This window comes from Rothia sp. P4278 (assembly GCF_048512945.1).
Lineage (GTDB): Bacteria > Actinomycetota > Actinomycetes > Actinomycetales > Micrococcaceae > Rothia.
In genome coordinates this window covers 324,276-349,348 of record NZ_JBLXXU010000002.1, presented here as the reverse complement: position 1 = coordinate 349,348, position 25,073 = coordinate 324,276, and the positions used below count along the sequence as shown (strand labels likewise).

Here is a 25,073-nt window from a genome sequence, read left to right as displayed (position 1 = left end):
CGGTGGCTCCTGGGGTAAAAAACTCTTCTTTATATGACCCCAGTCACCATAATTTCAGCTTGTCAGAACGGGTTTTTTGATAGCTTTCAGAGCTTTGTTCCCGAGGTGTGACCTGTAGGCAATAGGTAACCCTGCTTACTTTCTAGGGTTGGAAGCCGCGACTTTTGTAATCAAAACGTGACAATATCTGAAAGTGTGTGTAGTGTTTTGATTTGTGCTCATCACTGGTCGGATTAGCACCCTGCGGACTGAACGCCTAGTTCTGCCACGGTTCACAGGTTCACTCACAAACATCATCAGGCAGAAGCGGGGGACCCAACTTTGGGATCCTGTACTAGGAGCCCTTGGGGTTAAGTTACCTTCACCGGTAGCCGAGCGTACTTCATGTTCGAACCCGACAGCTCACCTCGTCCGGCAATGGAGGAAAACACAATGACTAAGTCAACTATCATTCGCAATGCAGGTATCGTTGCAGCTTCAGGTGCCATGCTGGCCGCTTCAGTTGCTCCCGCAAACGCTTTTGCAGTAGCAGAAACCGCTACCGCTCCCGTTCAGTCCGCTCCTGCGCTGGCTGTATACGACAACCAGGCTTACAACTCCTACAGCTACAACTACGAAACCGTTGCCCCTGTAGAAAATACCTCTGTTGTAACCACTCAGTCCAACACCGTCGCTGAGCTTCCCAGCAACGTCGATCTCTCCACCGCTCGTGAAACCGTTCTGGCAGCTGCTTACGACGGCCTCGGTGGCGCCTACGTATGGGGTGGCAAGTCCTACAAGGCTTGGGACTGCTCAGGCTTCGTATCCTACGTTTACGCTCAGGCTGGCATCAACCTGACCGCCTACACCTACGCTATGGCAACCCAGCTCACCCCTACCGCTAACCCCCAGCCCGGTGACATCGTTTTCACTAACGGTTACGCACACGTTGGTATCTACGTTGGCAACGGCCAGATGATCTCAGCGCTGAACCCCTCACAGGGCACCATGCTGACCGCTGTTGACGGTGGCGGCTTCATGCCTGTTGACGGTTACTACACCGCAGGTATCTAATAAGACTTCACCCTAGGGTCCTGCCAAGGCGAATAGCCTCGGCTTCCCTGAGGTAGTCCAACCACAGTTTTCCTGGTCGTAAGAGAAAGCTGTGAGTATTAAAGAATTCCTACCACACATCACACGGTATGGATCCCCCCAGTAGGCCTAAGCCTGCTAATGCGCACCAGACGACCAGCTGGGGCGCATTTTTTATCCCCTTTTTCTATTCCCTTACGCGCAGCTAGGATATAGCCTATGGCACCTCAATTTGAAAGCCCCAGGAACGCATCGGATCAAGAGTTTACCTATATGGCTGTGGGTATGATTGCCGGGGCGGTCCCCGGAATTGTTATTGGTCTGCTTATCGCCCTTTTGGTTGGCCACGCTGCTATGTGGGTATCGATTACCGGTGGTGTGGGTATCGTCATCGGCTTGTTGATCTCGCGTGCCCTCTACCGTAAAAAGCAGCAGAAGCTCCCTTAGGAAAAGGGCTGCTAGGGCTATAAAAAGAATGTTCATTCTCTCATAAGCTGAGGTCTAAACGCGAAAAACCCACCTACCAGAGTAGGTGGGTTTCTCTGTCTGTGCCCTCGAATGGATTCGAACCATCGACACCCGCTTTAGGAGAGCGGTGCTCTATCCCCTGAGCTACGAGGGCAGGCAACCCCATCAGTTTACAGCATTGAGGAGCTAACTCTAAATACAGGCCGTGTGTGAGCTCGTCATTCAAAGCCCCTTGCCGGGGTACTCCTTGACCCCGAACTCAGGCTTATGACTGGCCGGGTAGCTCACCGCGTGAGAAAGCATCAACCTTAGAGCGGACAAGACGTACAGCCAGATACCCTAGCTGAAGCAGGCAGAGTACAAAGAGTCCCCAGCGAAGTGCTATGAGCAAAGAAGCCAAAGCTGTAGCGGAGCTGAGCGGGTTGGCAATAGCCTGATCCAGCGCAAAACCGCCGGCCATAAATACACCGGCGTAGGCAAGAGGAAGGGCGAGCATCAGCCGGCCCAGAAGCAGCTCAAAGCGGGAAGCCCTAACCATATTCCACCAGGTAAAAGCAAAAATGAGGGGTAAAATCAGGCCCGTTGAGCGGTGCACAATCTGGTAGCTACGGATACCTTCTTCGCCCAGGCCAGATGCCAGAGCCTGTAGGTGCTCAGCATCAAAGCTAGCCATGAGTTCAGGGGCAGTCACACCTGCAACTGTCGAAATACCGGGCAATAAGATGAGGTAGTAGTAGAGAAGGAAGAGGGCTGTGACCGCGAAAGCCACTCCCACAAAGATATAGGAGCCGCCGCCTTTTTCCGGTTGGGCAGCTAACTCCGCTGCGCTGTAGTCGGTGATAACCCGCGGTTCTGCCTGTGCCTTTAGTCTGGACCGTGCTGCAGGCGGAGAGGGAGCAGGGGAGTGCACTTGTGTATTCTCGCCATAGAGGCGCTTCTTCTGACCTTTTGAAAGACCCATACTGTCTATCTTATCTGTCAGCTAAAAGCTGGGGCCTCGAAAGTATGTTCGCCTAAAATGGTTATTTGACGGTTGAATCAGGAAAAGAGCCCACCATGTTTGATGACGATGATTTTATGCCCACCTCTCGGGCACCCAGGCCTCAGGGCGAAAGCGCAGAAGAGGCCCCGCCTATGGGCCAACCTGGGGGAGGGTACTACGATGAATCCGACTGGCTCCCTAGTCAAGAGCCTGCACCGGTTCCCACCGCCCCAGCTGATCTGGCTGAGCTCGACTTCCTGCCACCCTCCTACCAGATGGGTGGTGCTCAGTTGGGTGGTCCTTCCCGTCAGCCCGCTTGGCAGGTCCAACCGCATAGGCTCCTTGAAGGCCTGAACGAGCACCAGGCTGCAGCCGTTGAACACGCTGGCTCGCCTCTGCTCATCGTTGCTGGTGCAGGATCCGGTAAAACCCGCGTCCTCACCCACCGTATTGCCTACCTGCTGGCGACCGGGCGTGCTCACCAGGGTCAGATCCTGGCTATTACCTTTACCAACAAAGCGGCCGCAGAGATGCGTGAACGTATTACCGACCTCGTTGGGCCAAAAGCTCAAAATATGTGGATTTCCACCTTCCACAGCTTCTGCGTGCGTCTACTTCGCCGTGAAGCTAAGAACCTGGGCCTTAAAACAACTTTCTCAATCTACGATTCTGCCGACTCCCAGCGTCTGCTAACCCTGATTATCAAACAGCTCAACCTGGACACTAAGAAGTTCACCGCTAAGGCCGTGGGCAACCGAATCTCCAACCTGAAGAATGAGCTGATGACCGCCCAGCAGTTTGCCCAGGAAACCTCCCCCAGCGACCCCTGGGAAGCTGCCATCTCTAAGGTTTACAGCATCTATACCGAACGTCTCAAAGCGGCCCACTCACTTGACTTTGATGACCTGATCTTGGAAACCGTCAACCTGCTTCGGAATCACCCGCAGGTAGCCGAATACTACCGCCGCCGCTTCCGCCATATCCTGGTGGATGAGTACCAGGACACCAACCATGCCCAGTATCAGCTCGTTCGCCAGCTGGTGGGGGCTCCCGCTCAAGGCCCGGAACCCGGTGCGCCAGGGCCCTACCCCGATGCCTACCCTCCGGCAGAGCTGACCGTTGTGGGCGACTCTGACCAGTCCATCTATGCCTTCCGCGGTGCTGATATTCGCAATATCACCGATTTTGAGCAGGATTACCCCACTGCTCGCACCATTTTGCTGGAACAGAACTACCGCTCAACCCAGAACATCCTGAGCGCGGCTAATGCCGTGATTGAACGCAACCCCGGCCGCAGGCCCAAGAAACTCTGGACAGCCAGCGGTGATGGCGCAAAAATTACCGGCTATGTGGCCGAATCTGAGCAGGCCGAAGCACGGTATATCGCCCAGGAGATTGACCGCCTGCGTGACGAGTACGGAACCGCGCCGGGTGATATTGCGGTCTTCTACCGGACCAACGCCCAATCCCGTACCCTGGAAGAAATGCTCATGCGAGTTGGTCTGCCCTACCGGGTGGTGGGCGGCACTCGCTTCTACGAACGCAAAGAAATTAAAGACGCCCTGAGCTACCTGCGAGTTCTCGTCAACCCCGATGATGATATCAACCTGCGCCGGATTCTCAACGAGCCTAAGCGCGGTATCGGAACTAAATCGGAGAGTGTGGTTGCCGACTACGCACGAGTCAACCGCATCTCTTTCATGGCAGCCCTGCGCCAGGGTACCGAAGTTCCGGGGCTGGGCTCTGCCGCGGTTAAGAAGCTGGCCGTTTTTTCCCAGCTCATCGACGACCTGGCCCAGATCGCACAGACCGAGTCTGCCGCTACCTGCCTAGAAGCCGTCCTGGAACAGAGCGGCTACCTGGCTGCCCTGCGTGAATCCAAGGATATTCAGGACGAGTCCCGGGTAGAAAACCTATCGGAACTGGTAGATGCTGTCCGCGAGTTTGAGATTGATAACCCCGGTGCAAGCCTCGAGGACTTCTTGGAGCACGTTGCCCTGGTCGCTGACGCTGACCAGATTCCCAACAAGCCAAAGCAGGACCAGGAAGGCGGCCCCAGCGCTGCTCAGATTGCGGCAGAGGTTGCCGAGGCTCGTTCTCAGGGCGTAGTTACCCTCATGACCCTACACACGGCTAAGGGCCTAGAGTTTCCGGTGGTCTTCCTCACCGGTATGGAGCACGGACTCTTCCCTCACCAGCGTGCCCTGACCGATGACTCGGAGATGAGTGAGGAACGCCGACTGGCTTACGTTGGCCTGACTCGCGCGATGGAACGGCTTTACCTGACTCGTGCCGAGAACCGGTCTATGTGGGGCCAGAGCCAGTTCAACCCACCCTCTCCTTTCCTTGAAGAGATTCCCGAGGAACTTATCGAATGGAAACGTACCGGCTCCACTTATTCGATGGGTGGCCTTAGCTACGGCGGTGCCTACGCTGGCGGCAGGGGCGCTTGGCGGTCAGAAACTGGCACACCGGCTTACGGAAGTTCTAGCTACTCTGCTCGCTTCGATCAACCTCAGCGCAGGTCTTCCCCCTCGATAGCTGAAGTGAACGGTTCTGCCTCCTACGGCTATGCCGCCGCAGCAGGCAAGGTCTCGCGGGTACAGCAGAATAAGGAAATTCCCCTACTCTCCGTCGGCGATACTGTAGAGCACACAACTTTCGGTGAGGGTAAGGTTCTGGCACTTGAAGGGGCAGGAGACAAAACGGTGGCTAAAGTTCGTTTTGCCCGTGAAGAAAAGCGACTGCTTCTGCGCTATGCGCCATTGACCAAGAAAGATAGCTAATCGTGGCCGCTAGCGCCCTAAGGGGGTATCATGCCTTTGCCGGTTCTCTATCATGCCACAATGAGGTAGCTCGATGAACAATGACAGTAGTTTGCCCTCGGTTGCTGAGGAGTTCGCTCATGCCATGGACGAGGTCACCGATACCCGTATCCAGCTTCAGGAAATATCTGACCTGTCGCTCTTCCGGCTTGAAGTGGACCCTGCTAGCTCCGCCGCTCACCGTTTAGAAAAGGTACTGGGAGTTTCCCTCCCCGAATTACCCGGCCAGGTCAGCGGTGACGCATTAGCCCGCTACATGCTCTACGGTACCCGACAGGTCGTAGCCTGCCTTTATGTCGAAGCAGGGGTCTACCTGGTCGTGACCCGCGTTGATCCGGTGAAACTAGGGCGAGCTTTAGCTACTGCCCTAGGGAATGATGAGGGTCTGGTTCTTGATGTATCAGTTAACCGCACCGTCCTTAACCTTAGCGGGCAAGCAGCTGCGCAGGTGATTGACCAAGTTGTAGCTTTTGACTTCCCACCCGATGTCTTTAAACCGGGGCAGGCCATGAGCTGCCGGGTTTCTGAAGCCAGGATTATGCTATGGCGTATTGATGAGATGGAGTACCTCATGGTTCCGAGGGCTTCAGACACAGCACCGTTCTTGGTCAATATCTTGGATGCCTGTGCCCTCCTTAAGTAGCTGAGCCTAGCTCTGCTAACTCGATCGTACTTAACTGGGTCGCTCAATATAACTTGATAAGTTAGCTCCCTTGCTGTGAAGTGCGCTAAAGTTGCTCATGGAGAGGCTTCTGTGTGCTCTGGCTCTCGCTGGGGGCACGTGGAGGCTTCGCATTTGTAAAGGCCTGGCCCACACGGCCCGGCACGACTTCGACGAAGAAGGACACTCCTGTGGACCTGTTTGAATACCAGGCACGAGATCTCTTTGAGAAGCACGGTGTACCCGTGCTCCAGGGCATCGTAGCTACCACCCCAGAAGAAGCAAAAGCCGCTGCCGAAAAAATTGGTGGCGTCACCGTTGTCAAAGCACAGGTCAAGGTAGGCGGCCGCGGTAAAGCGGGCGGCGTTAAGGTTGCTAAGACCGCCGATGAAGCCTACGAGTATGCTCAGCAGATTCTGGGCATGGACATTAAAGGCCACACCGTTCACCGCGTGATGATTGCTCAGGGCGCTGACATTGCCGAAGAGTACTATTTCTCTATGCTGCTTGACCGGGCTAACCGCTCCTACCTGGCTATGTGTTCGGTGGAAGGCGGCGTGGATATTGAAACTCTGGCCGTTGAGCGCCCCGAGGCTCTGGCCAAGGTAGACATCAACCCCATTGAGGGAATTAGCCCCGCTAAGGCCGCTGAAATCGTTGAGACAGCTGGCTTTGCCGAGGACACCCGCCAGGCTGTAGCCGCTGTACTGGTCAAGCTGGGCGAGGTCTACAAGAAGGAAGATGCCACCCTGGTGGAGGTCAACCCGCTGGTCAAGACCGGTGACGGCAAGATTCTGGCACTGGATGGCAAGGTCTCCCTGGACGATAACGCAGAGTTCCGCCAGCCCGATCACGAGGCCCTGGTCGATAAGAGCGCAGAGAACCCCCTCGAAGCCAAGGCCAAGGAAAACGAACTGAACTACGTCAAGCTCGATGGTCAGGTCGGCATCATCGGTAACGGTGCGGGCCTGGTTATGTCCACCCTGGACGTTGTAGCCTACGCTGGCGAGAACCACGGCAAGGTCAAGCCCGCTAACTTCCTGGATATCGGTGGCGGCGCTTCTGCTGAGGTTATGGCCGCTGGTCTGGATATCATCCTCAACGATGAGCAGGTCAAGTCTGTCTTCGTCAATGTCTTTGGTGGTATTACCTCCTGTGACGCTGTTGCTAACGGTATTGTTCAGGCTCTTGAGATCCTGGGCGATAAGGCAACCAAGCCCCTGGTCGTTCGCCTTGACGGTAACAACGTGGAAGAAGGCCGCCGCATTCTTTCTGAGGCCAACCACCCGCTTGTACACCTGGCCGAGACCATGGACTCCGGTGCCGATAAGGCCGCCGAGCTGGCTTACAACGCTTAATTCACCGCGAAAACACAGATTTAGAAGGTTTTTATTATGTCTATCTTTTTGAACAAGGACTCTAAGGTCATCGTTCAGGGCATCACCGGCGGTGAAGGTACTAAGCACACCGCCCGTATGCTGGCCGCTGGTACCCAGATTGTGGGCGGCGTTAACGCCCGCAAGGCTGGCACCACCGTTACTCACAAGGACGCTTCGGGCCAGGACATCGAGCTGAAGGTTTTTGGCTCTGTGGCTGAAGCTATCCAGGAGACCGGCGCAGACGTTTCAATCGTCTTTGTACCCCCGGCCTTTACCAAGGACGCTGTTATTGAAGCGATTGACGCTGAGGTTCCCCTGGTGGTTGTCATCACCGAGGGCGTGCCCGTAGGTGATACTGCCGAATTCTGGGCCTACGCCAAGAGCAAGGTCAATGCTGAGGGCAAGCAGGTCACCCGCATCATTGGCCCCAACTGCCCCGGTATCATTACCCCCGGTGAATCCCTGGTGGGTATTACCCCCGCCAACATCACCGGCAAGGGCAAAATCGGTCTGGTATCTAAGTCAGGCACCCTGACCTACCAGATGATGTTTGAGCTGCGCGATATTGGCTTTACCACCGCTATCGGTATTGGCGGTGATCCCATTATTGGCACCACCCACATTGACGCTCTGGAGGCTTTTGAAGCTGACCCTGAGACCGAAGCGATTGTGATGATTGGTGAGATTGGTGGTGACGCTGAGGAGCGTGCCGCTGAGTTTATCAAGGCTCATGTGACCAAGCCTGTTGTTGGCTATGTGGCTGGTTTTACCGCTCCTGAGGGTAAGACTATGGGCCATGCTGGTGCGATTGTCTCCGGTTCTTCGGGTACCGCTCAGGCTAAGAAGGAGGCCTTGGAAGCTGCTGGTGTGAAGGTGGGTAAGACTCCTTCTGAGGCTGCTCAGCTCATGCGTGAGATTTTTGCCCGAGGGAATCTGTAAATATTCAGTTTCTAGGGTAAAACTTTACCGCCTGCTATTTCTCGCAGGCAAACCACGGGCGGAGTCTCAAGATATTTTGAGCCTCCGCCTCTTTTTCGCACCCTAATATTTTTTCTTTAAGCACAAAAGCTAGCCTTAGGGCTATCGGTGCCTAGCCATTAAGGTGAGGGTTATTTTCAATTGCCAGGAAACTTTTGGTGCAAATTATCCGCTTAATTAATCTCACTCAGGTGGACCTGGTAAAATCTTTCATTTGGTGCTAGATTGAAATTCTAGCACCAATATGAAAGTATTTAGGGGAAATGTATTATGAGTCAGCCTATATCTCGACGTTCTCTCACAAAGGGTACTGCATGGGCAGCGCCAGTAGCTCTTGCAACCTCGACTATTCCTGCTTATGCAGCATCGACTTCAACGCTTAATTACCAGCTCACTGCATCTTGGTTTGCAAATTACAGATACTTTACTTCCTGGTCATGCCCTTCATCCGAGGGGATACTTACGGGGTTTAGCTTTTACACTAACAAGAGCTACCGGGGTGCTTCGCCCGGTTTTGGGGTCATTGAGCGTGATGGATCACCTGCAACTGAGGTGACCTTAAATGGCCTTCAGTTAAGGGTGGCTTTCCCCGTTGGGGCCATTAGGAGCATAACTGTAACGGGGGGTGCCTACATTGTTTCTGGTCCCGTGGCGATGAGTGTTCCCGGTGGGCGGGAGTCTCAGTACGATGTATTTACTTTTACCTATATTGGTGTAAATAGAGGTAGGACTGCTTCCACTGAACTGGCAAGCACTTGGCCCAATTCTCAGATTACTACCAGGGTCAATTACAACAGCAACATTTGTGTGCCCCGGGATCTAGGAAGTTACTATGTTAGCTTCAAGGGTAGTTTTACCACTGCCAATGGGTATACTAAAGATTTCGCTGACTACGGCTGGATGCAGACCCGATACATGTAGGATCCCACGTAAAGTATAATTTTCCGGGAGGGCACTCAAGCATTAGTAGGTATATGTAGAACAGGTATAGCCCCCCTTATGCCCCGTAAGTACTTGTGGCTCACTGTGTATTATTACTGTTAGGTATATTGAGTCGTTCAAACTACTGTATGGCCTTGCTTTGGTTCTCAGGGTGGAGCGAGATGATTTGTCAGTGTAGCTTCTTCGGGTATTATTGGCCTATCAAGTCCAGGAATGAGTTATTCCAGTTATCACAAGTCCAAATCGGGTGGGCGCCCAGGGACAGAAATATACATCTGGAATGAATTTTTAATAATTCTTTGGTTGATACAAAATTACGGTTTGAATTTAAGGCACAAAACATCAGGCACAGTTAATAACTGTGAGATTAAATTAAATTCATCAAGGAACTTGGGCTGCAATATTTTCGATTATACGATTGTTGCGTTAAATAAAGCACCCAGCAAGTAGGTAGCCAGGGCAGCTCCGTAGCCAATAGCTAGCTGACGTAAGCCACGTTTGAAAGGTGAAGCACCGGAGAGTAGGCCCACCACGCCACCGGTTAGCATGAGGGCAAGGCCTACCAGCAACATGGCTAGCAACATAGCGAATGGACCCTGTACCCCAAAGATGTAGGGCAGGATCGGAATGAGAGCGCCGGAGGCAAAGAAGCAGAAGCTTGAGGCGGCAGCTCCCACATCGCTACCCAGCGCACCGTGTTCTACCCCCGCTTCCTGATCCTCCTCAAGGTCGCGGAAAGAGAGTGAGGGGTCGCAGTCGCAGGTGAAGTGCCCAAAGCGTTCCATGGCACGGTGGCGGGCTGCCTCCTCGCTCATACCGCGGGCCTTGTAAATCAGCTCTAACTCATTCTGGTTAATATCGAGCTGGTGGGCTACATCGAGGGTGACCTGGGTGGGGCGGGAGGCGTCGAGTAGCTCGCGCTGGGAACGGACCGATACAAACTCACCGGCAGCCATAGAAAGCGCGCCTGCCAACAGGCCTGCGACACCAGAAAGAAGAATCATAGAGTTGCTGACCCCGCTAGCGCCAACACCCATGATGAGCGCAGCATTAGAGACAAGGCCGTCATTTGCGCCAAAGACAGCGGCGCGGAAGTTGCCAGAAAGCTTTTCTCGGCCAGCGGTAGAAAGGGCTCGAATGATTTCCTCATGGATAGCCTCATCGGCTGCCATAGCCTCAGTTGCATCGGGATCCTCCGCGTAGGGGGAGCGTCCCTCGGCTCTTTGGGCTAGGGCAAGAACGAAGACTGAGCCAAAATTTTTGGCTAGAAGTTCAAGAATACGGGCCGAGACCGAAGGTTTGGGCTCAGGAAAAGCGTGTTCTCCAAGAAGCTGGCGCCAGTGATTCTGGTGGCGGTATTCGGCCTGGGCTACTTGGCCTAAGATTTCTGCCTCTTTACCGTGGGTGCGTTCAGCCAGCGCAGCGTAAATGCGAGCTTCGGAGATTTCTTCTGCTAAATAACGCCGCCAGCGGCGAATTTGGGCCTTGCTGGGTATTGTGCAGGGGGCAGTATATGGGGTGGGTGCTGTCACGATCTTTTACTCTTAGGTCTGGAGCTGGTAGCGCTGGGGCGAGCCCCCTGTGGCTGACTCTTACTCTAGTCATAGACTGGGACCGGTGGCAACGGTCAGCTAGAGCCCCGGGGGATATGTTGTAAATCACATAAATGGTTTATGGTCTTTGGTGGGTAGAGCAGGGGCTGGCTAAGATCCCTTTGGGGGGAGTGTTGTACCCAGTCAGTTGCGCTGAGGTTAGCCTTGCTTACCTTCTGTTTTAGGCAGAATACCTTGTCAAATCAGGGTTTCCTTATTATGATTTACTCAGAATAAGCCTTGAAATGGCGGCAGGGACAGCGTAAGGTTGGAACTACACAGCAGGCCGAAACCCACAGCTTGGGATCGACCTGATTACCTAACAGGAAGTTTAAGAATCATGAGCAAATACGCATCATTTACCGTACCGGGCCTCACCGAAGAGTCTGGCCACCACGTAGCTGACGTCCTCCAGCTCCGCCTGCACGCCCTCAATGACCTGCACCTGGTCCTCAAGCATGCTCACTGGAATGTCGTTGGCCCCAACTTCATCGCAGTCCATGAAATGCTGGACCCCCAGGTAGACCAGGTGCGCGGCTTTGTTGATGCCATCGCAGAGCGCATGGCTACCATGGGTGTTTCCCCCAACGGTCTCTCAGGCGACCTGGTAGAAAAGCGCACCTGGGCCGGATATGATGTTGACCGTGCTGACGCTATGACCCATATTCGTGCTCTTAATGACGTCTATAGCGCTGTTATCGAAGACCACCGTGCTGCTATTGCTAAGGTGGGCGATATTGACCCTATTACCGAAGATTTGCTGATCGGTCAGACTGCCGAACTGGAGCTCTTCCAGTGGTTCCTGCGCAGTCACCTCGAAGATGGGCAGGGTAACCTCAGCTAGCAGGTAACCCTCGCAACTCAAAAGCCGGGGTGGCTCACCGTCAAGAGGTGGGCCACCCCGGCTTTGTGGTACCTGCTTCTTGTGAGGACTAAGAAGGGTGGGCCTAAAATGGGGGAGTGAGCCAAATGCAAAAAACCTCAGCCAATCACCTACCTCCGCAGGGCCCTCAGTCGGGTGCTCCTGGTGAGGCCCGGTCACACCCCTACTTGATGAGACAGGGCGGGCTCCTGACCAGGGCTATTTTCTACCTGGCTGTTCCCTGGGCACTTCTCTCGGCCCTGTGGGTGGTTGCTGGGCGCTCCCTGTTTGGTGCCGGTGGTAGCCTGCTGCCAATTTTCGCCATCTCACTAGGGCCGATCCTGGCGGGTCTGATGCTAGCGGCAGCCTACTTCTCGGGCAAAGAAATGAAATTACAAAAAGCTGGTAAACGGGCAGGTCTACCGCCGACGACCGCGCTTGTCTGGGGTGCCACCTGGCTGATGGCCCTCATCTTCGGTTTTTTGGTCCCCGACCGCCTGGATGGAACTGTTGTTTCGGCGGCATCGTCACTACTGGGGGGTGACTTTATTGGGCTCTCAGCCGGTTTCGGCAACCCAGCCGGTATCCTCACTTACGCCTTTGCAACTGCCTCCCTGCTCCTTTCCCTGAGCAACTGGCGGCGAGCTGAATCGGTCTCCCGCGGTGTCGATGATGCTGTCAAGGAAGAATTGGAGCGGGCAGAATCCATATATGATTTCTTGGATTGAGCTAGCCTGACTCGGTGGGTTGGCCTTCTTGCTCGGTGGGTCAAGGGTGGGGAAGGCCTCAGCTACCTGGTGTATATAAGTTGAGTGTAGTAGACTCAATTATGAGTTGAGTGAAGTACACTCAACCTTAAGGAAAAGACCTACTAGCTCAGGAGAAAAATGTCAGCTCAATTCACCAGTAAAAGCCAAGAGGCCTTATCGGCCGCCAACCTTAACGCCCAAACCGCAGGCAACCCCACCCTCGATACACCCCACCTGCTCAAAGCCTTGCTTGACCAGCGCCAGGGCGTAGCGGTTGCGGTCCTCAAAGCCGCAGGGATCGATGTTGATGCACTCTCAGTTGCGGCATCCACTGAAATCTCCAAGCTCCCCAAAGCATCAGGAGAATCCACCGCCCAAGCACAGCCCTCACGGGCCCTGCTGAGCGCCATTCAAACAGCCCAGGCTAAAGCCGGAACATTCGGGGACACCTACATCTCCACCGAAATCCTCCTGCTCGCCCTAGCTGCAGGTAACGACGCAACCGCCCGTGCCCTCACCGCCGCAGGTGCCAGCGAAAAAACCCTAGAAGAAACCATCCCCCCAGTCCGAGGAGACCGCACCGTGAGCACCCCCGACCCTGAAGGCACTTTCGGTGCCCTCGAACAGTACGGCACCGACCTCACTGCCATCGCCCGCGAAGGCAAACTCGATCCCGTCATCGGCCGAGACAGCGAGATCCGCCGCGTCATACAGGTACTTTCCCGCCGCACCAAGAACAACCCCGTACTGATCGGGCAACCCGGTGTCGGTAAGACCGCCGTCGTCGAAGGCCTAGCCCAACGCATGGTCTCCGGCGACGTACCTGAAACCCTGCGCGGCAAAACCCTTATTTCCCTGGATCTGGGTGCCATGGTCGCCGGTGCCAAATACCGTGGTGAATTCGAAGAACGCCTTAAAACCGTACTCGAAGACATCAAAAAATCCGAAGGCCAAATCGTCACCTTCATTGACGAAATCCACACCGTCGTCGGTGCCGGTGCCAGTGAGGGCTCCATGGATGCGGGCAATATGCTCAAGCCCATGCTAGCCCGCGGCGAACTACGCCTGATCGGTGCCACCACCCTGGACGAATACCGCGAAAACATCGAAAAAGACGCCGCCCTGGAACGCCGCTTCCAGCAAGTCTTTGTCGGTGAGCCTTCTGTGGAAGACACCATCGGCATTCTACGCGGCCTCAAAGAACGCTACGAAGCCCACCACAAGGTAGCCATCGCAGACTCCGCCCTGGTTGCCGCCGCCAACCTTTCTAACCGTTACATTCCCTCCCGCCAGCTCCCCGACAAGGCCATCGACCTGATCGACGAGGCCGCCTCGCGCCTGCGCATGGAAATCGACTCGGCACCCGAAGAAATCGACGTCCTCCGCCGTGCCGTAGACCGCCTCACCATGGAAGAACTGGCGCTCGCCAACGAAACCGACCCCGCTTCCCTCGAACGCCTAGATGCCCTACGTGCAGATATGGCCGACAAGAAGGAAGAACTCGACGCCCTCAACGCCCGCTGGGAAGCTGAGAAAGCCGGACTCAACCGAGTGGGCGACCTCAAAACCCAAATCGACGAGCTGCGTTCCAAAGCAGAAGTAGCCCAACGCGAAGGCAACCTGGCAGAAGCCTCCCGGATCCTTTACGGCGAAATCCCCGCCCTTGAAGCGCAACTGGCCGAAGCTCAGCGGGCAGAGAGCAGCGCCCAGCAAGAATCCATGGTCTCCGAAGAAGTCACAGCTGACGAAATCGCCGAAGTTATCTCCGCCTGGACCGGTATCCCCGCTGGTCGTATGCTCCAAGGCGAATCCGAAAAGCTCCTGCACATGGAAGAAGAACTCGGCAAACGGCTGATCGGCCAGAAGAAAGCTGTCGCCGCCGTAGCCGATGCCGTGCGCCGCTCCCGCGCCGGTATCTCCGACCCCGACCGGCCCATCGGTTCCTTCCTCTTCCTGGGCCCCACCGGTGTCGGTAAAACCGAGCTGGCCAAGGCTCTGGCTGAGTTCCAGTTCGACGATGAGCGTGCCCTCGTCCGTATTGACATGAGCGAATACGCCGAAAAGCACGCCGTCGCCCGCCTAGTCGGGGCCCCTCCCGGATACGTCGGCTACGAAGAAGGCGGTCAGCTCACCGAAGCAGTCCGCCGCCGCCCCTACTCCGTCCTTCTACTCGACGAGGTCGAAAAAGCCCACCCCGAAGTCTTCGATATCCTGCTCCAGGTTCTTGACGACGGCCGCCTCACTGACGGCCAGGGCCGCACCGTTGACTTCCGTAACGTCATCCTCATCCTGACCTCCAACCTGGGCTCTCAGTTCCTGATTGACCAGAACCTGGACGATGAGAGCCGCAAGAGCGCAGTTATGAACACGGTCAACGCCGCCTTCAAACCGGAGTTCCTCAACCGCCTGGACGAGCTCATCATCTTTGAGCCACTGAGCGCAGAGGACCTGTCCTCCATCGTGGCCTTGCAAATCAAGTCCATGGCCCGCCGCTTGGAGGACCGCCGACTGACCCTGGATGTCACCCCCGCCGCCACCGAGTGGCTGGGACTAGCAGGCTACGACCCCGCCTACGGCGCCCGTCCCCTGCGCCGCCTGGTTCAGCGAGAAATCGGTGACCGCCTGGCACGAGGAATCCTTGCAGGGACTATCAAGGACGGCGACACCGTCCGGGTGGATATTAACCCCGATGTAGCCGTGGAAGGCCTGGTCCTTACAGCCAGCTAACCCTCCTTCACCGCAGGTGCAAGGTCGGTCGGCAAGCTTCCTTCCTGCCCGGCTCGCTGGCGCTCGCTGAACAATTCATGTCAGCCCCAGCCAGCTTGCCTCCCCCTTGCACCTGCCAGGGCTGATGCTGCGGAGATACTCACCTACACTGGAAGAGTGAGAGAGAACCAACCGCATCACCGGGGAGAAGGATTCGATACCCGCTACGCGGGCGAGCCCACCCACCTGACCGAGCAGGCTCACATCGCTGCCACCCACGCCGCCGCCCTGCGCTCTATCGAACGGGTCGTCCACGAAACTACCCCGCCCACCGACCCCGAAGTTGCCTGCCTGGGCATCCAGGAACTCCTTACCGACGGGGCAGTGCTGGCCCTGACCGGGGCAGGCATATCTACCGGCTCAGGAATACCCGACTACCGGGGCCCCGCCGGATCACTGCGCAACCACCGGCCCATGACCTACCAAGAATTTCTCTACGACCCCCAAGCCCGCCACCGCTACTGGGCCCGCTCCTTCGTCGGCTGGCGGCAGATGAGCCGCGCCCACCCCAACACCGCCCACTACCTACTGGCCGAGCTCGAAAACAGCGGGCACCTCACCGGCATCATCACCCAAAACGTAGACGGCCTGCACACCGCTGCCGGGAGCCGCACCGTGCTCCCGCTCCACGGAGACCTCTCCACCATCCAATGCCTCGAATGCGGCGCCCAAGAAGCCCGCACCAGCCTTGATGTTCGCATTAACGACGCTAACCCAGGCTACCTTGAGCGGGTCACCGGCCCTTCCCTACAGGTCAACCCCGACGGTGATGTAGACCTAGACGCTACCTTTATCCGCGACTTTCAGATGGTCGGCTGCCTTGCCTGCGGCTCTACCCGCCTCAAACCTGCCGTGGTCTACTTTGGCGAACCCGTCCCCGCCACCAGAAAAACCCGTGTCCAAGACCTCCTAGAGCAATCCCGCTCCCTGCTCGTACTCGGATCGTCCCTGGCTGTCATGAGTAGCTACAAGATAGCCCTCGATGCCGTCCGCGCAGGAAAGCCCCTGGCCATCATTAACCGCGGACCGGGCCGCGCTGATCGCCGCGCAACCTATCTTTGGCGCGAAGACCTTGCAGAAGCGCTTTATCTGCTCAGGGGCAATTCCTCAAGACTCACTTAACTCTGGAGACTAAATCTCTGAATCTAGAGCGTAAAAGGGTGAGCTTCCTGGGTGGAAGTAGCTCGTAATATGAGGGCTCTTCCCTATTTTTTATGCTTCTTACATCTCACTGGGCGAACAGACAAGCAAATATGCTTAAAACAAGGTACCCTTGTATACGGAAAAGACTGAAAGATTTTCTGGTTCTCCCTTGAGCACGGATGGGTAGCCAGATACGAGCGATAAAGAGGGGGTCTCGCCATGGGGCGCGGCCGTCAAAAGGCTAAAGCAACTCGGCAGGCTCGGGAGATGAAATATTTCAGCCCCGATACTGATTACACGGCACTCGAACGTGAACTGAGAACAAGTGGCAAATCCAAGCCTAAGGCGTCTGCTCATCACTACGATGATGAGGACGACTACTCGGATTATGTGGATAAGTACGCCGATGAATACCTGGAGAAGTAAGACCGCCTCCTTATGATGCGGGTTCTTACCTCACCCAGCCCTAAAGGGCCTGCTGGCAGCAAATGCTAGCAGGCCCTTTTATTTTATGCCCCCAGGAATACTGTCCCAAGGAGAAGAGGCAAGACGAGGGTTTTTGACAGGCATAGGAGGGCTTAAAAGGGGTACAGTTGAGGTAGTTACAGACCCAATAATCGCCCTTGGCCAACCACACCCAGCACACATCATCTCAATGAAAATACTTGTCGTTACGCACTACTATCCGCCCGAAATTGGTGCGCCTCAGCGCCGTTGGTCGGCTCTGGTAAAACGCTGGCAGAAATCAGGACACCAGGTGACCGTTTTCTGTCCGCCGCCCCACTACCCGGATGCGGAGGCCAGCCGATTCCTGCGTGAAAAGCACCGGGATACTCCGCGTATTCACCGGGGTAAGTATGGGGAGCGCGTCTTACGTCTTCCCTATCTTCTCCACGGTCCTTCCGGAGTAACCCGGTTGGCTGATCAGATTATTACCGCTACCAGCTCGGTGGGTAAAGCCTTGATCCTGGCTCTCGGCGGGGATCGCTTCGATGTTGTTGTTGCAACCGTCCCGGGGCTGCCTTCGGCCTACGCCGGTATCGCTATTAAAAAGCTTCTGCGTGTGCCCCTGGTTCTTGAACTGCGCGATGCCTGGCCCGATATTGTGGCCAGACCCAGCCAAGAAATCAGTGGTATCGCCCTGCGTGAGCGGGTAAAGCGCCGCTTCTCACGGTCCTTTACCCGAGCGCAGCGGCAGGCCGACGTACTGGTTACCGTTACTCACCGCTTCGCCCGAAAACTGCGTGGGCGCAACATGCAGGAGGTCGTAACTATCACTAACGGGGTCACCCCAACTATGTTTCACAGCAGGATAGATCCGGCCCCCCAACGCCCAGGGCAACTCCGTCTGCTCTATTCTGGGACGGTTGGTCGTTCCCAGGGGCTTATCACCCTCTTGCAGGCTCTAGAACTGGCCCAAAAAGCCCAACCCGAGACCCGCTTTAAACTCCGTATTGTGGGGGAGGGAGCAGAACGGCAGATGCTCCAGGACTACGCCAGGGCAAGGAACCTACCCGTCAAGTTCCAGCCTTTACAGCCCCGCTCGCAGGTCCGTAAAAACTATAAATGGTGTGATGCCACGATTGTTTCGCTCAAAAATACCCCGGCTTTTGAACGCACCGTACCCTCCAAACTGTATGAACTGCTGACCGTGCCCCGTTTTCCCATAGCCCTGGTCACCGGCGAAGCTGCTGACATTATGCAAGCGGCGGGGGTAGGTGCCCTGGTAGAGCCTGAGAACCCTCAGGAACTGGCCGACCTGTGGTGCCGCCTGGCAACCGATCGTTCACTGCTCCAGGTGGGTCATGCAGGTCGTGACTTTATCTTCAAGAACTATAACTACGACCAGCTAGCCCAGCGCTACCTCACGGTGCTCGAAAAGGCGGTAGAGACAGGCAGGACACACTCATGAGCCTGCCACAAGGAGCATCACAGCTAGCCTACCTGGCAAAGAATGCGACTCTTGCCGTCCGTATTAGTGTGGGTGCCCTGGGCACAGACCCCGCCGTTTTTGCGGTTCAAGCCTCGCGGCGGCTCCCCGCTGGCCCCCGTCAGCTTCTGGGTACCGGTCTGAGCCGTACACCCTGGGTAGGAACCCAAGCCATGGGCGCACTGATGACCGGGGATAAGGAAGCACTGGCGCTTTCAGAACAGCGCCTTCGGGCAGGGCAAAGACGCGCAGATAGTATCAGCACCCGGCTGGGTTGGGAGGTACTGGCTGCTGCCAACCTGGTTGACCTGGAACACGACAAGAACCTGCCCCCGGTTACCCTGGCGCGGGCGCTGTGGTCGGCTGGTCGCCTGACCGAAGCATGCGCGATAGCAAACACCAGCGGAAAGAAAAGACTGGCTAAAAAACTCGCAGCTGAGGCCACCCTCCTGCAAGAAACATGGTTTCCCCAGCTGAACGAAAACTCACCGGCTACCGGCGCCGCTCGGCCCGGTCGTAGACCCTTTGCCCTGCACCTGATTACTAACTCTCTACCTGCAACCCAGTCTGGCTACACCCTACGAACCCACCGCCTACTGACCGCCCTGGCTCAGCGCGGGGTAAACCTGCGGGCAGAGACCCGCACCGGCTACCCCGTGACCGTCGGTAAGCTCGATGCCCTCCCCACCGCAAGGGTCGAAGGTATTACCTACCGGCGTCACCTACCCTGGAAACTGGCGTCGTATCAGCCCCAGAAAATCGAGCAGTGGGTCAGGCACCTAGCTTACAGCTACGCGGATAACCCGCCAGCCCTCATCCATACCACCACCCATTTCCATAACGGGCTGGTGGCTCGATCCCTGGCCCGGTACTGGAATATCCCCTGGGTCTACGAGGTACGCGGTATCTTGGAAGAAACCTGGCTTTCCCACCAGCCTGAGGCGCGCCGCGAGAGCGCCGCCGCCAGCGAACGGTTCGCTCTCACCCGCGCCCGGGAAACCCAGATCATGCAGGCCGCTGACCACCTCATTACTCTCTCCGAGACCATGAAGCGTACCCTGGTGGAACGGGGCCTGGAGCCTCAAAAAATCACGGTGGTTCCCAACAGCGTTGATGAGAGCCTCTTTGACCTTGACCTGACCCCGGCTCAGGCCCGCCAGAAACTGGGGCTGAGCGCTGAGGGCTTCTGGTACGGCTCGGTTAGCTCACTGGTGCCTTATGAGGGCTTCGATACCCTCATCCGGGCGCTAGCGGTGGTGCGCCAGCAGGGTATTGACGCGCGGCTGATGCTGGCCGGTGACGGTAGTGACCGGGTGCGTCTTGAAGCTCTGACCCGCTCCCTGGGCCTAGAAGAATACACCGTCTTTTTGGGTAAAGTAGACCCACACACCGCCTACACAGCCCACCAGGCTCTCGACGTTTTTACTGTGCCCCGAACCCGCGATAGGGTCTGCCAGAGTGTCACCCCGCTCAAACCCATTGAAGCTATGGCGCTGAACCGGCCTCTGCTTGTGAGCGACCTAGCCCCGCTGACCGAACTTGTTGAGAACCGGGTGACCGGACCCACCGGCCTAATCGCCAGTGCAGGGGACCCCGGCTCTTTTGCCCGGCAACTGTGCGCTCTGGCAACTGATGAGGACCTGCGCCGGGGTATGTCCCAGCAGGGGCGTATTTTTGCTCGAACCCGCACCTGGGCACAGAACGCCCGTACCGTCCAAGGAATCTATAATCGGCTGACTGACTCCTAAAAATGCTCACAATGGCCCGGAGGTTGAACACAAGCTCCGGGCCATTTCATTCTGTGTTTAGCGGTAGGAACCAAGGAGCACGGCGGCACCGCCGTCTACGCCCTTAGCGCCCTGCACATAGTCGGGGTTATCCCTGTGCTGGCCGGTGTCGGCCTCAACGGTGCCCAGCACCCAGCTAGGCAGACCCCGCTGGTTGAGTCGGGCAAGAGCGGCATCAGCCACCGAGGGGTCAACCACGGCAATCATGCCCACACCCAGGTTGAGGGTGCGCTCAAGGTCGGCCCGGGGCACAGATCCTAGTTCCCCGATCAGGCGGAAGATAGCCGGAATCTCCCAGGTGGAGCGGTCTACCATACCCACGGTACCTACCGGCAGAACGCGTGCCAGGTTAGCGGCTAAGCCGCCACCGGTCACATGCGAGAAACCACGGATACCGGAACCGGTCTGGCCGTCCTCACCGTTGACGGGGAAAGCCTCAATCAGATCCAGGCAGTCAGCAGTGTAAATGCGGGTAGGCTCCAGAAGTTCCTCACCTAGGGTACGGCCCAGCTCGGGGACCTGCCGCTGGTACTCCCAGCCCGCAAGAGAGAGCACCTTACGCACCAGTGAATAGCCGTTGGAGTGAATACCGGAAGACGCCATAGCAATCAGGACGTCGCCCTCGCGCACCCGGTCGGGGCCCAAGAGCTCATCGGCTTCAAGGATGCCGGTCGCAGCACCGGCAAGATCGTATTCGTCCTCAGCCAGCAAGCCGGGGTGCTCAGCGGTTTCACCACCTACCAGGGCAGTACCCGCCAAAGAACAGCCCTCAGCCACACCGCGCACAATATCGGCAATACGCTCGGGCACAACCTTGCCGGTTGCGATGTAGTCGGTCATAAAGAGCGGCCTGGCACCGGTTACCACGATGTCATCAACCACCATGCCCACCAGGTCATGCCCAATGGTGTGGTGGATATCGAGCTTCTGCGCAATAGCAACCTTGGTACCCACACCGTCGGTGGAGGTTGCCAGATAGGGCTTCTTATAGCCCTTGAGCACCGAGAGATCGAACAGGCCAGCAAAGCCACCCACTCCGCCTACTACACCGGCACCGTGGGTTGCTTTAACAGCGTCTTTCATGAGTTCAACGGCGCGGTCACCCGCTTCAACATCAACCCCCGCCGAAGCGTAGGTAACTGCGTTCTGGTTTTGGCTCATCAGCCTGCCTCTCGGTCGGTGCCGCACTCAGCGGCAGGGCGTGTGTCTTGGGGGAGTACCAAATCTTCAAGCTCAGCGTCGGGGCCGGGCTCGCAGCCTGGCCGTGCAGGTTGCGACTGCTGGGCCGGTTCCTCAAATTTTTTTTCCAGTGAACGGGACCCGGCCCGAGTCTCAAGAGAAATAGCCTGGGCGTGGTCAGGCTTATGGGCTACTGGGCGTTCTACCGTCACCTCAGCAGCAGTTCCTGCTAGGGGGCCACCGGCGACCTTGTCCAGAATAGATTTACCGCGTCGGTCCTCATGCGGAAGCTCAATAGGATACTTACCGGTAAAGCAGGCAGTGCACAGGCGTTCGCGGGGCTGCTCGGTTGCTGCAATCATGCCATCTTCGGAGATATAACCCAGGGAATCAGCACTCAGCGACTGACGAATCTCATCAATGGTCAGCCCGTTAGCAATGAGTTCAGAGCGAGAAGCGAAATCAATACCGTAGAAGCAGGGCCACTTGACCGGAGGCGAAGAAATTCGAATGTGAACCTCCTTGGCTCCTGCCTCACGGAGCATCCGTACCAGGGCGCGCTGGGTATTGCCACGAACAATCGAGTCATCAATAACAACCAGGCGCTTACCCTCAACCACCGAACGCAGAGGGTTCAGCTTAAGGCGGATACCCAGCTGCCGGATAGTTTGAGAGGGCTGAATAAAGGTACGGCCAACGTAGGCATTTTTGACCAGGCCGTTACCGAAAGGAATACCAGACTCCTGGGCATAGCCAATAGCCGCAGGCGTTCCGGACTCCGGTGTGGGCATGACCAGGTCAGCTTCAACCTTGTGTTCACGGGCAAGTTGGCGGCCCATTTCCACCCGGGATTCGTAGACGCTTCGACCGGCAATCGTAGTATCGGGGCGGGCCAGATAGACATACTCAAAGACGCAACCGGCGGCTTGAGCTGAAGCAAACCGCTGGGAACGTAAACCGTCCTCGTCAATGGTGATGAACTCACCGGGTTCGACTTCTCGTACCAGGGAGGCGCCCACAATATCGAGGGCGGCAGTTTCAGAGGCAATGACCCAGCCTCGATCCAACCTACCCAAGACCAGAGGACGGACCCCCTGCGGGTCACGCGCGGCATATAGGGCCTGTTCGTCCATGAAAACCAGGCAGAAGGCCCCCGACAGGGTGGGCAGTAAGTCCAGTGCCGCTTCTTCTAAGCTCTCGAAGCTGTGTTCTTTCAGGAGCGCCGTAACAAGCGCAGTATCGGTGGTGTTACCCTGGGCCAGTTCACCACGTTCGGGGCGTTTACCCCCATTTTTTGCCAGGAGTCGGTCGTAGAGATCAGCCGAATTTACCAGGTTACCGTTGTGGGCCAGGGCCAGGGTCCCGTGCGGGGTATCCCCTAGAGTGGGCTGGGCGTTCTGCCAGATATTGCCACCGGTAGTGGAGTAACGGCAGTGCCCGATGGATAGATGCCCCTGCATAGCATTGAGGGTGGTCTCATCGAATACCTGGGATACCAGACCAATATCTTTATACACGCTGAGGTGCTTGCCGTCGCTGGTTGCGATACCGGCAGATTCCTGGCCTCGGTGTTGGAGGGCATATAGGCCGTAGTAGGTAAGTTTTGCGACATCTTCGCCGGGAGCCCATACACCAAAGACACCACATTCATCTTTGGGGCCGTGGTCTACAGGGTCCAGGTCGAAGGAGAGCTTTCCGTCAGGACGAGCCAAGGTGGATTTTCCATCTCTTCTGTGGTGGTTATCTCGCCTTCACGCCTGGGATAAACGTGAGCGAGCGAACATTCCTAGTGTACCTGTCTGCGACCTAGGTGATAACAGGTATCCACATCTATGAAGAGAGTGTCGCCAAGAAACCCTTAGTCTTTGGTACTGATAGCTTTGTAGGTGGTGGTATGCCGGATTGAACGACGCTCCAGCAAGAGAGCCAGGCCGATGGCTGCTGCGGTACAGAGGGTGCCAAAGATAACGGCCATGACCCCGAAGACCGCTGCAAAGGTGTAGCTAGGGTTCTCCGGGCCCAGCGCGGTAACCACAAAAGCAACAACCAGGCCAATGAGCAGACCGGTGATAGCGAAGGCAGGCAAGGAGGGAGCTCTACGCACAGTAAGCTGGGCGCGCTCAGGTGCTGTGGCCGGTGAGAAGTGCTGGCCGGGGGCGGCCTGCTTATCCTGCTCAGTAAGGGGAGCCTGCGGCTCGGTGGGCTGACGGAATTTAGATAGAAGACTCATAGACACCAACGATACCAAGGTTTATCTTTCCGGGAGCGCGGCTAGAAGAGGGGCAGGCGCTCGCTGAGGTCTGATCGTAAACCCGAAGCAGAAATTTTAGAAAGAACCTGCTCCCAGCGGACCAGCCCCAGAGCAAGGCAACACCAGGTGTAGGCATCTGTTTCGACCACGTTGGGCGGAGTGCCGCGGGTGTGCCGTGGCCCGGCAATGCACTGGGTAACCCCGTAGGGGGGAACGCGTACCTCAACCGAATTTCCCGGTGCCAGGGTGGCCAGTTCCTCTAGGGAATAGCGGACAGCGGTGGCCCGCACCGACCGGGGTAGGGCGGCAAAGGCCTGAGTTCTTTCACCGTCGCTTGTGCCTGTGGTGAGCGCTAACCTTACCTGGGCCAGGGCGGCGGCACCGTTTTGCTCCGATATTTTGCGGCGGATAGCCACTAGAGCAGTCCCTCAAAAGCCCTGCCCGGTTCGATGGCTCCCACGGCAGCGCCACCACCGGTAATGGGGAAAGTTGTTGCGGCCACAGCCCGGTCCGCAAGTTCCCGGTCGATATAGCCTGCCGCTTGGAGGGCCCGGACAGCGGCCAGGGGAGCGGCACGGTTGGAACCGTCCAAGATTTTCAGAGCAACAGAGGCCCCGGACCGCAGGCCAATAGCCAGTACGCCTTCGGCACCGCGCTTGACCACGGCATCGAGCGCCTGACTCAAAAGGGTATCGGAGCTGTTATGGCCGTGGACGTACTCGGGGTAGTCCACCATTGCGGTGGCAACGGTGGCGGCGCGGGCATCGGCCTTAATGTTCTCCACCGCTGAACCCAGAGCGCTGTAGGCGCGTGCTAGGCCAGTGAGAGAAGTTGCACCGAGCGGGGCACCGCACCCGTCCACGGTAATGTGCTGGGGTTCCTCGCCGGTGAACTGCTCAATGGTGCGCATTACCAGCTCTTGGAGGGGGTGATCGGGGGAAAGATAGTCTTCGGTAGGCCAGCCCGACTTGACACAGCCCCACAGGAAGGCGGCGTGTTTACCGGAACAGTTAAAGGCCAGGCGCTGTTTGCCGTGACCCGCTTTCAGGAGGGCCTGGTAGCTGGGCTCATCGGTGGGCCAGGCCTGCGGGCAGAGCAGGTCATCTGCGCTCAGGCCGGCCTCGGCCAAGATGCCCTGGGCGACCGTCATGTGCTCAAAGGAGCCGGTGTGGGAGCCTGAAGCTAGGGCAATCTGTGCGCCCTGAAGCTCAGCGCCGGCGTTCATTGAGGCAATAGCCTGAAAGGGTTTGAGGGCAGACCGCGCGTAGATGAGCTCCTCCGGTGCCCCCAAGGTCAGGGCTGTATCACCGCTGGGGGAGAGCACCACCAGGGAGCCCACATGCCTGGACTCTATAAAGTTGCCTCGGGTAATGACTGCGAGTTCTGCTGCGCTACCGGCCTGAAAAGTGTGCATGGTTCAAGTGTAGCGGGCAGTCCTAGCGAGCGGTGAGGTCAGGATATGAAAAAACCCGCTCAATATGTGGTAGGAAAGCCCTGAAAGGTATATA

Annotated in this window: 20 protein-coding genes, 1 tRNA gene and 1 riboswitch; of the genes, 13 read left to right on the top strand and 8 right to left on the bottom strand. The window is 56.9% G+C overall.

The genetic code is table 11. From position 1 onward, the window contains the following. Positions 1-267: 267 nt before the first annotated feature. Positions 268-428, top strand: a riboswitch (cyclic di-AMP (ydaO/yuaA leader). A gap of 4 nt (positions 429-432) precedes the next feature. Both ACN085_RS05675 and ACN085_RS05670 read left to right on the top strand, forming a co-directional pair. Next, complete coding sequence (locus ACN085_RS05675; RefSeq protein WP_419099124.1) at positions 433-1,053, top strand: C40 family peptidase; 621 nt, start codon at positions 433-435, stop codon at positions 1,051-1,053. A 237-nt stretch (positions 1,054-1,290) separates the two neighbouring features. Continuing rightward, a complete protein-coding gene (locus ACN085_RS05670; RefSeq protein ID WP_419110864.1) occupies positions 1,291-1,518 on the top strand; it encodes a hypothetical protein in 228 nt (75 codons plus the stop codon). Positions 1,519-1,620: 102 nt separating this feature from the next. On the opposite strand, the gene ACN085_RS05665 is transcribed toward ACN085_RS05670, so the two are convergent. Together ACN085_RS05665 and ACN085_RS05660 are read right to left on the bottom strand one after the other, a co-directional pair. Further along, positions 1,621-1,693: transfer RNA gene (locus tag ACN085_RS05665), tRNA-Arg, on the bottom strand. A 111-nt stretch (positions 1,694-1,804) separates the two neighbouring features. Continuing rightward, positions 1,805-2,500: a hypothetical protein gene (locus ACN085_RS05660; protein WP_419110863.1), complete on the bottom strand. Its 696-nt coding sequence runs from the start codon at positions 2,498-2,500 to the stop codon at positions 1,805-1,807. 95 nt (positions 2,501-2,595) lie between these two features. On the opposite strand from ACN085_RS05660, the gene pcrA reads away from it, so the two are divergent. The 4 genes from pcrA to sucD all read left to right on the top strand — a co-directional run bounded on the left by pcrA (position 2,596) and on the right by sucD (position 8,325). Continuing rightward, positions 2,596-5,307, top strand: coding sequence for a DNA helicase PcrA (pcrA, locus tag ACN085_RS05655; protein WP_419110862.1), 2,712 nt, complete (start codon positions 2,596-2,598; stop codon positions 5,305-5,307). A gap of 73 nt (positions 5,308-5,380) precedes the next feature. After that, entirely contained in the window at positions 5,381-5,989 is a 609-nt protein-coding gene (locus tag ACN085_RS05650; RefSeq protein WP_419099128.1) for a hypothetical protein, read from the top strand. Between the two features lie 209 nt (positions 5,990-6,198). Beyond that, complete coding sequence (sucC, locus tag ACN085_RS05645; protein WP_419099129.1) at positions 6,199-7,365, top strand: ADP-forming succinate--CoA ligase subunit beta; 1,167 nt, start codon at positions 6,199-6,201, stop codon at positions 7,363-7,365. Positions 7,366-7,401: 36 nt separating this feature from the next. Then, positions 7,402-8,325: a succinate--CoA ligase subunit alpha gene (gene sucD / locus ACN085_RS05640; RefSeq protein ID WP_419110861.1), complete on the top strand. Its 924-nt coding sequence runs from the start codon at positions 7,402-7,404 to the stop codon at positions 8,323-8,325. Positions 8,326-9,716: 1,391 nt separating this feature from the next. Here the strand turns inward: sucD and ACN085_RS05635 are convergent. After that, positions 9,717-10,838 carry a VIT1/CCC1 transporter family protein gene (locus ACN085_RS05635; RefSeq protein WP_419110860.1) on the bottom strand — a complete coding sequence of 374 codons (1,122 nt, stop codon included), beginning with the start codon at positions 10,836-10,838 and terminating at the stop codon, positions 9,717-9,719. 400 nt (positions 10,839-11,238) lie between these two features. Between ACN085_RS05635 and ACN085_RS05630 the strand changes: the two genes are divergently transcribed. The 7 genes from ACN085_RS05630 (at position 11,239) to ACN085_RS05600 (ending at position 20,096) form a co-directional block, all read left to right on the top strand. Continuing rightward, the gene (locus ACN085_RS05630) at positions 11,239-11,742 is read left to right on the top strand and encodes a Dps family protein (RefSeq protein WP_419099132.1); all 504 of its coding nucleotides are present in this window, start codon (positions 11,239-11,241) and stop codon (positions 11,740-11,742) included. A gap of 125 nt (positions 11,743-11,867) precedes the next feature. Then, positions 11,868-12,488, top strand: a complete 621-nt coding sequence (locus tag ACN085_RS05625) for a hypothetical protein (RefSeq protein ID WP_419110859.1) — start codon at positions 11,868-11,870, stop codon at positions 12,486-12,488. A gap of 159 nt (positions 12,489-12,647) precedes the next feature. Then, a complete protein-coding gene (clpB, locus tag ACN085_RS05620) occupies positions 12,648-15,236 on the top strand; it encodes an ATP-dependent chaperone ClpB (RefSeq protein WP_419110858.1) in 2,589 nt (862 codons plus the stop codon). 225 nt (positions 15,237-15,461) lie between these two features. Beyond that, a complete protein-coding gene (locus ACN085_RS05615; protein WP_419111048.1) occupies positions 15,462-16,397 on the top strand; it encodes a Sir2 family NAD-dependent protein deacetylase in 936 nt (311 codons plus the stop codon). A gap of 240 nt (positions 16,398-16,637) precedes the next feature. After that, positions 16,638-16,844, top strand: a complete 207-nt coding sequence (locus ACN085_RS05610; RefSeq protein ID WP_419099135.1) for a DUF3073 domain-containing protein — start codon at positions 16,638-16,640, stop codon at positions 16,842-16,844. Positions 16,845-16,929: 85 nt separating this feature from the next. Next, the gene (locus ACN085_RS05605) at positions 16,930-18,330 is read left to right on the top strand and encodes a glycosyltransferase family 4 protein (RefSeq protein WP_419110857.1); all 1,401 of its coding nucleotides are present in this window, start codon (positions 16,930-16,932) and stop codon (positions 18,328-18,330) included. Next, positions 18,327-20,096 (top strand): glycosyltransferase family 4 protein, encoded by a 1,770-nt coding sequence (locus ACN085_RS05600; RefSeq protein ID WP_419099137.1) that lies wholly within the window; start codon positions 18,327-18,329, stop codon positions 20,094-20,096. The genes ACN085_RS05605 and ACN085_RS05600 overlap by 4 nt, the downstream gene beginning before the upstream one ends. Before the next feature lie 57 nt (positions 20,097-20,153). Here ACN085_RS05600 and purM read toward each other — a convergent pair whose 3' ends face one another. From purM to ACN085_RS05575, 5 genes are all read right to left on the bottom strand, one after another. Further along, complete coding sequence (gene purM, locus ACN085_RS05595; protein ID WP_419099138.1) at positions 20,154-21,296, bottom strand: phosphoribosylformylglycinamidine cyclo-ligase; 1,143 nt, start codon at positions 21,294-21,296, stop codon at positions 20,154-20,156. Further along, on the bottom strand, positions 21,296-23,026 hold the full coding sequence (gene purF, locus ACN085_RS05590; RefSeq protein WP_419104784.1) for an amidophosphoribosyltransferase: 1,731 nt from the start codon (positions 23,024-23,026) through the stop codon (positions 21,296-21,298). The genes purM and purF overlap by 1 nt, the downstream gene beginning before the upstream one ends. A gap of 146 nt (positions 23,027-23,172) precedes the next feature. Beyond that, on the bottom strand, positions 23,173-23,544 hold the full coding sequence (locus ACN085_RS05585; protein WP_419099140.1) for a hypothetical protein: 372 nt from the start codon (positions 23,542-23,544) through the stop codon (positions 23,173-23,175). A 41-nt stretch (positions 23,545-23,585) separates the two neighbouring features. Next, positions 23,586-23,981, bottom strand: a complete 396-nt coding sequence (locus ACN085_RS05580) for a sterol carrier family protein (protein WP_419110856.1) — start codon at positions 23,979-23,981, stop codon at positions 23,586-23,588. After that, positions 23,981-24,979 carry an asparaginase gene (locus ACN085_RS05575; protein ID WP_419110855.1) on the bottom strand — a complete coding sequence of 333 codons (999 nt, stop codon included), beginning with the start codon at positions 24,977-24,979 and terminating at the stop codon, positions 23,981-23,983. Before ACN085_RS05575 ends, ACN085_RS05580 begins: the two co-directional genes overlap by 1 nt. Positions 24,980-25,073 lie beyond the last annotated feature (94 nt).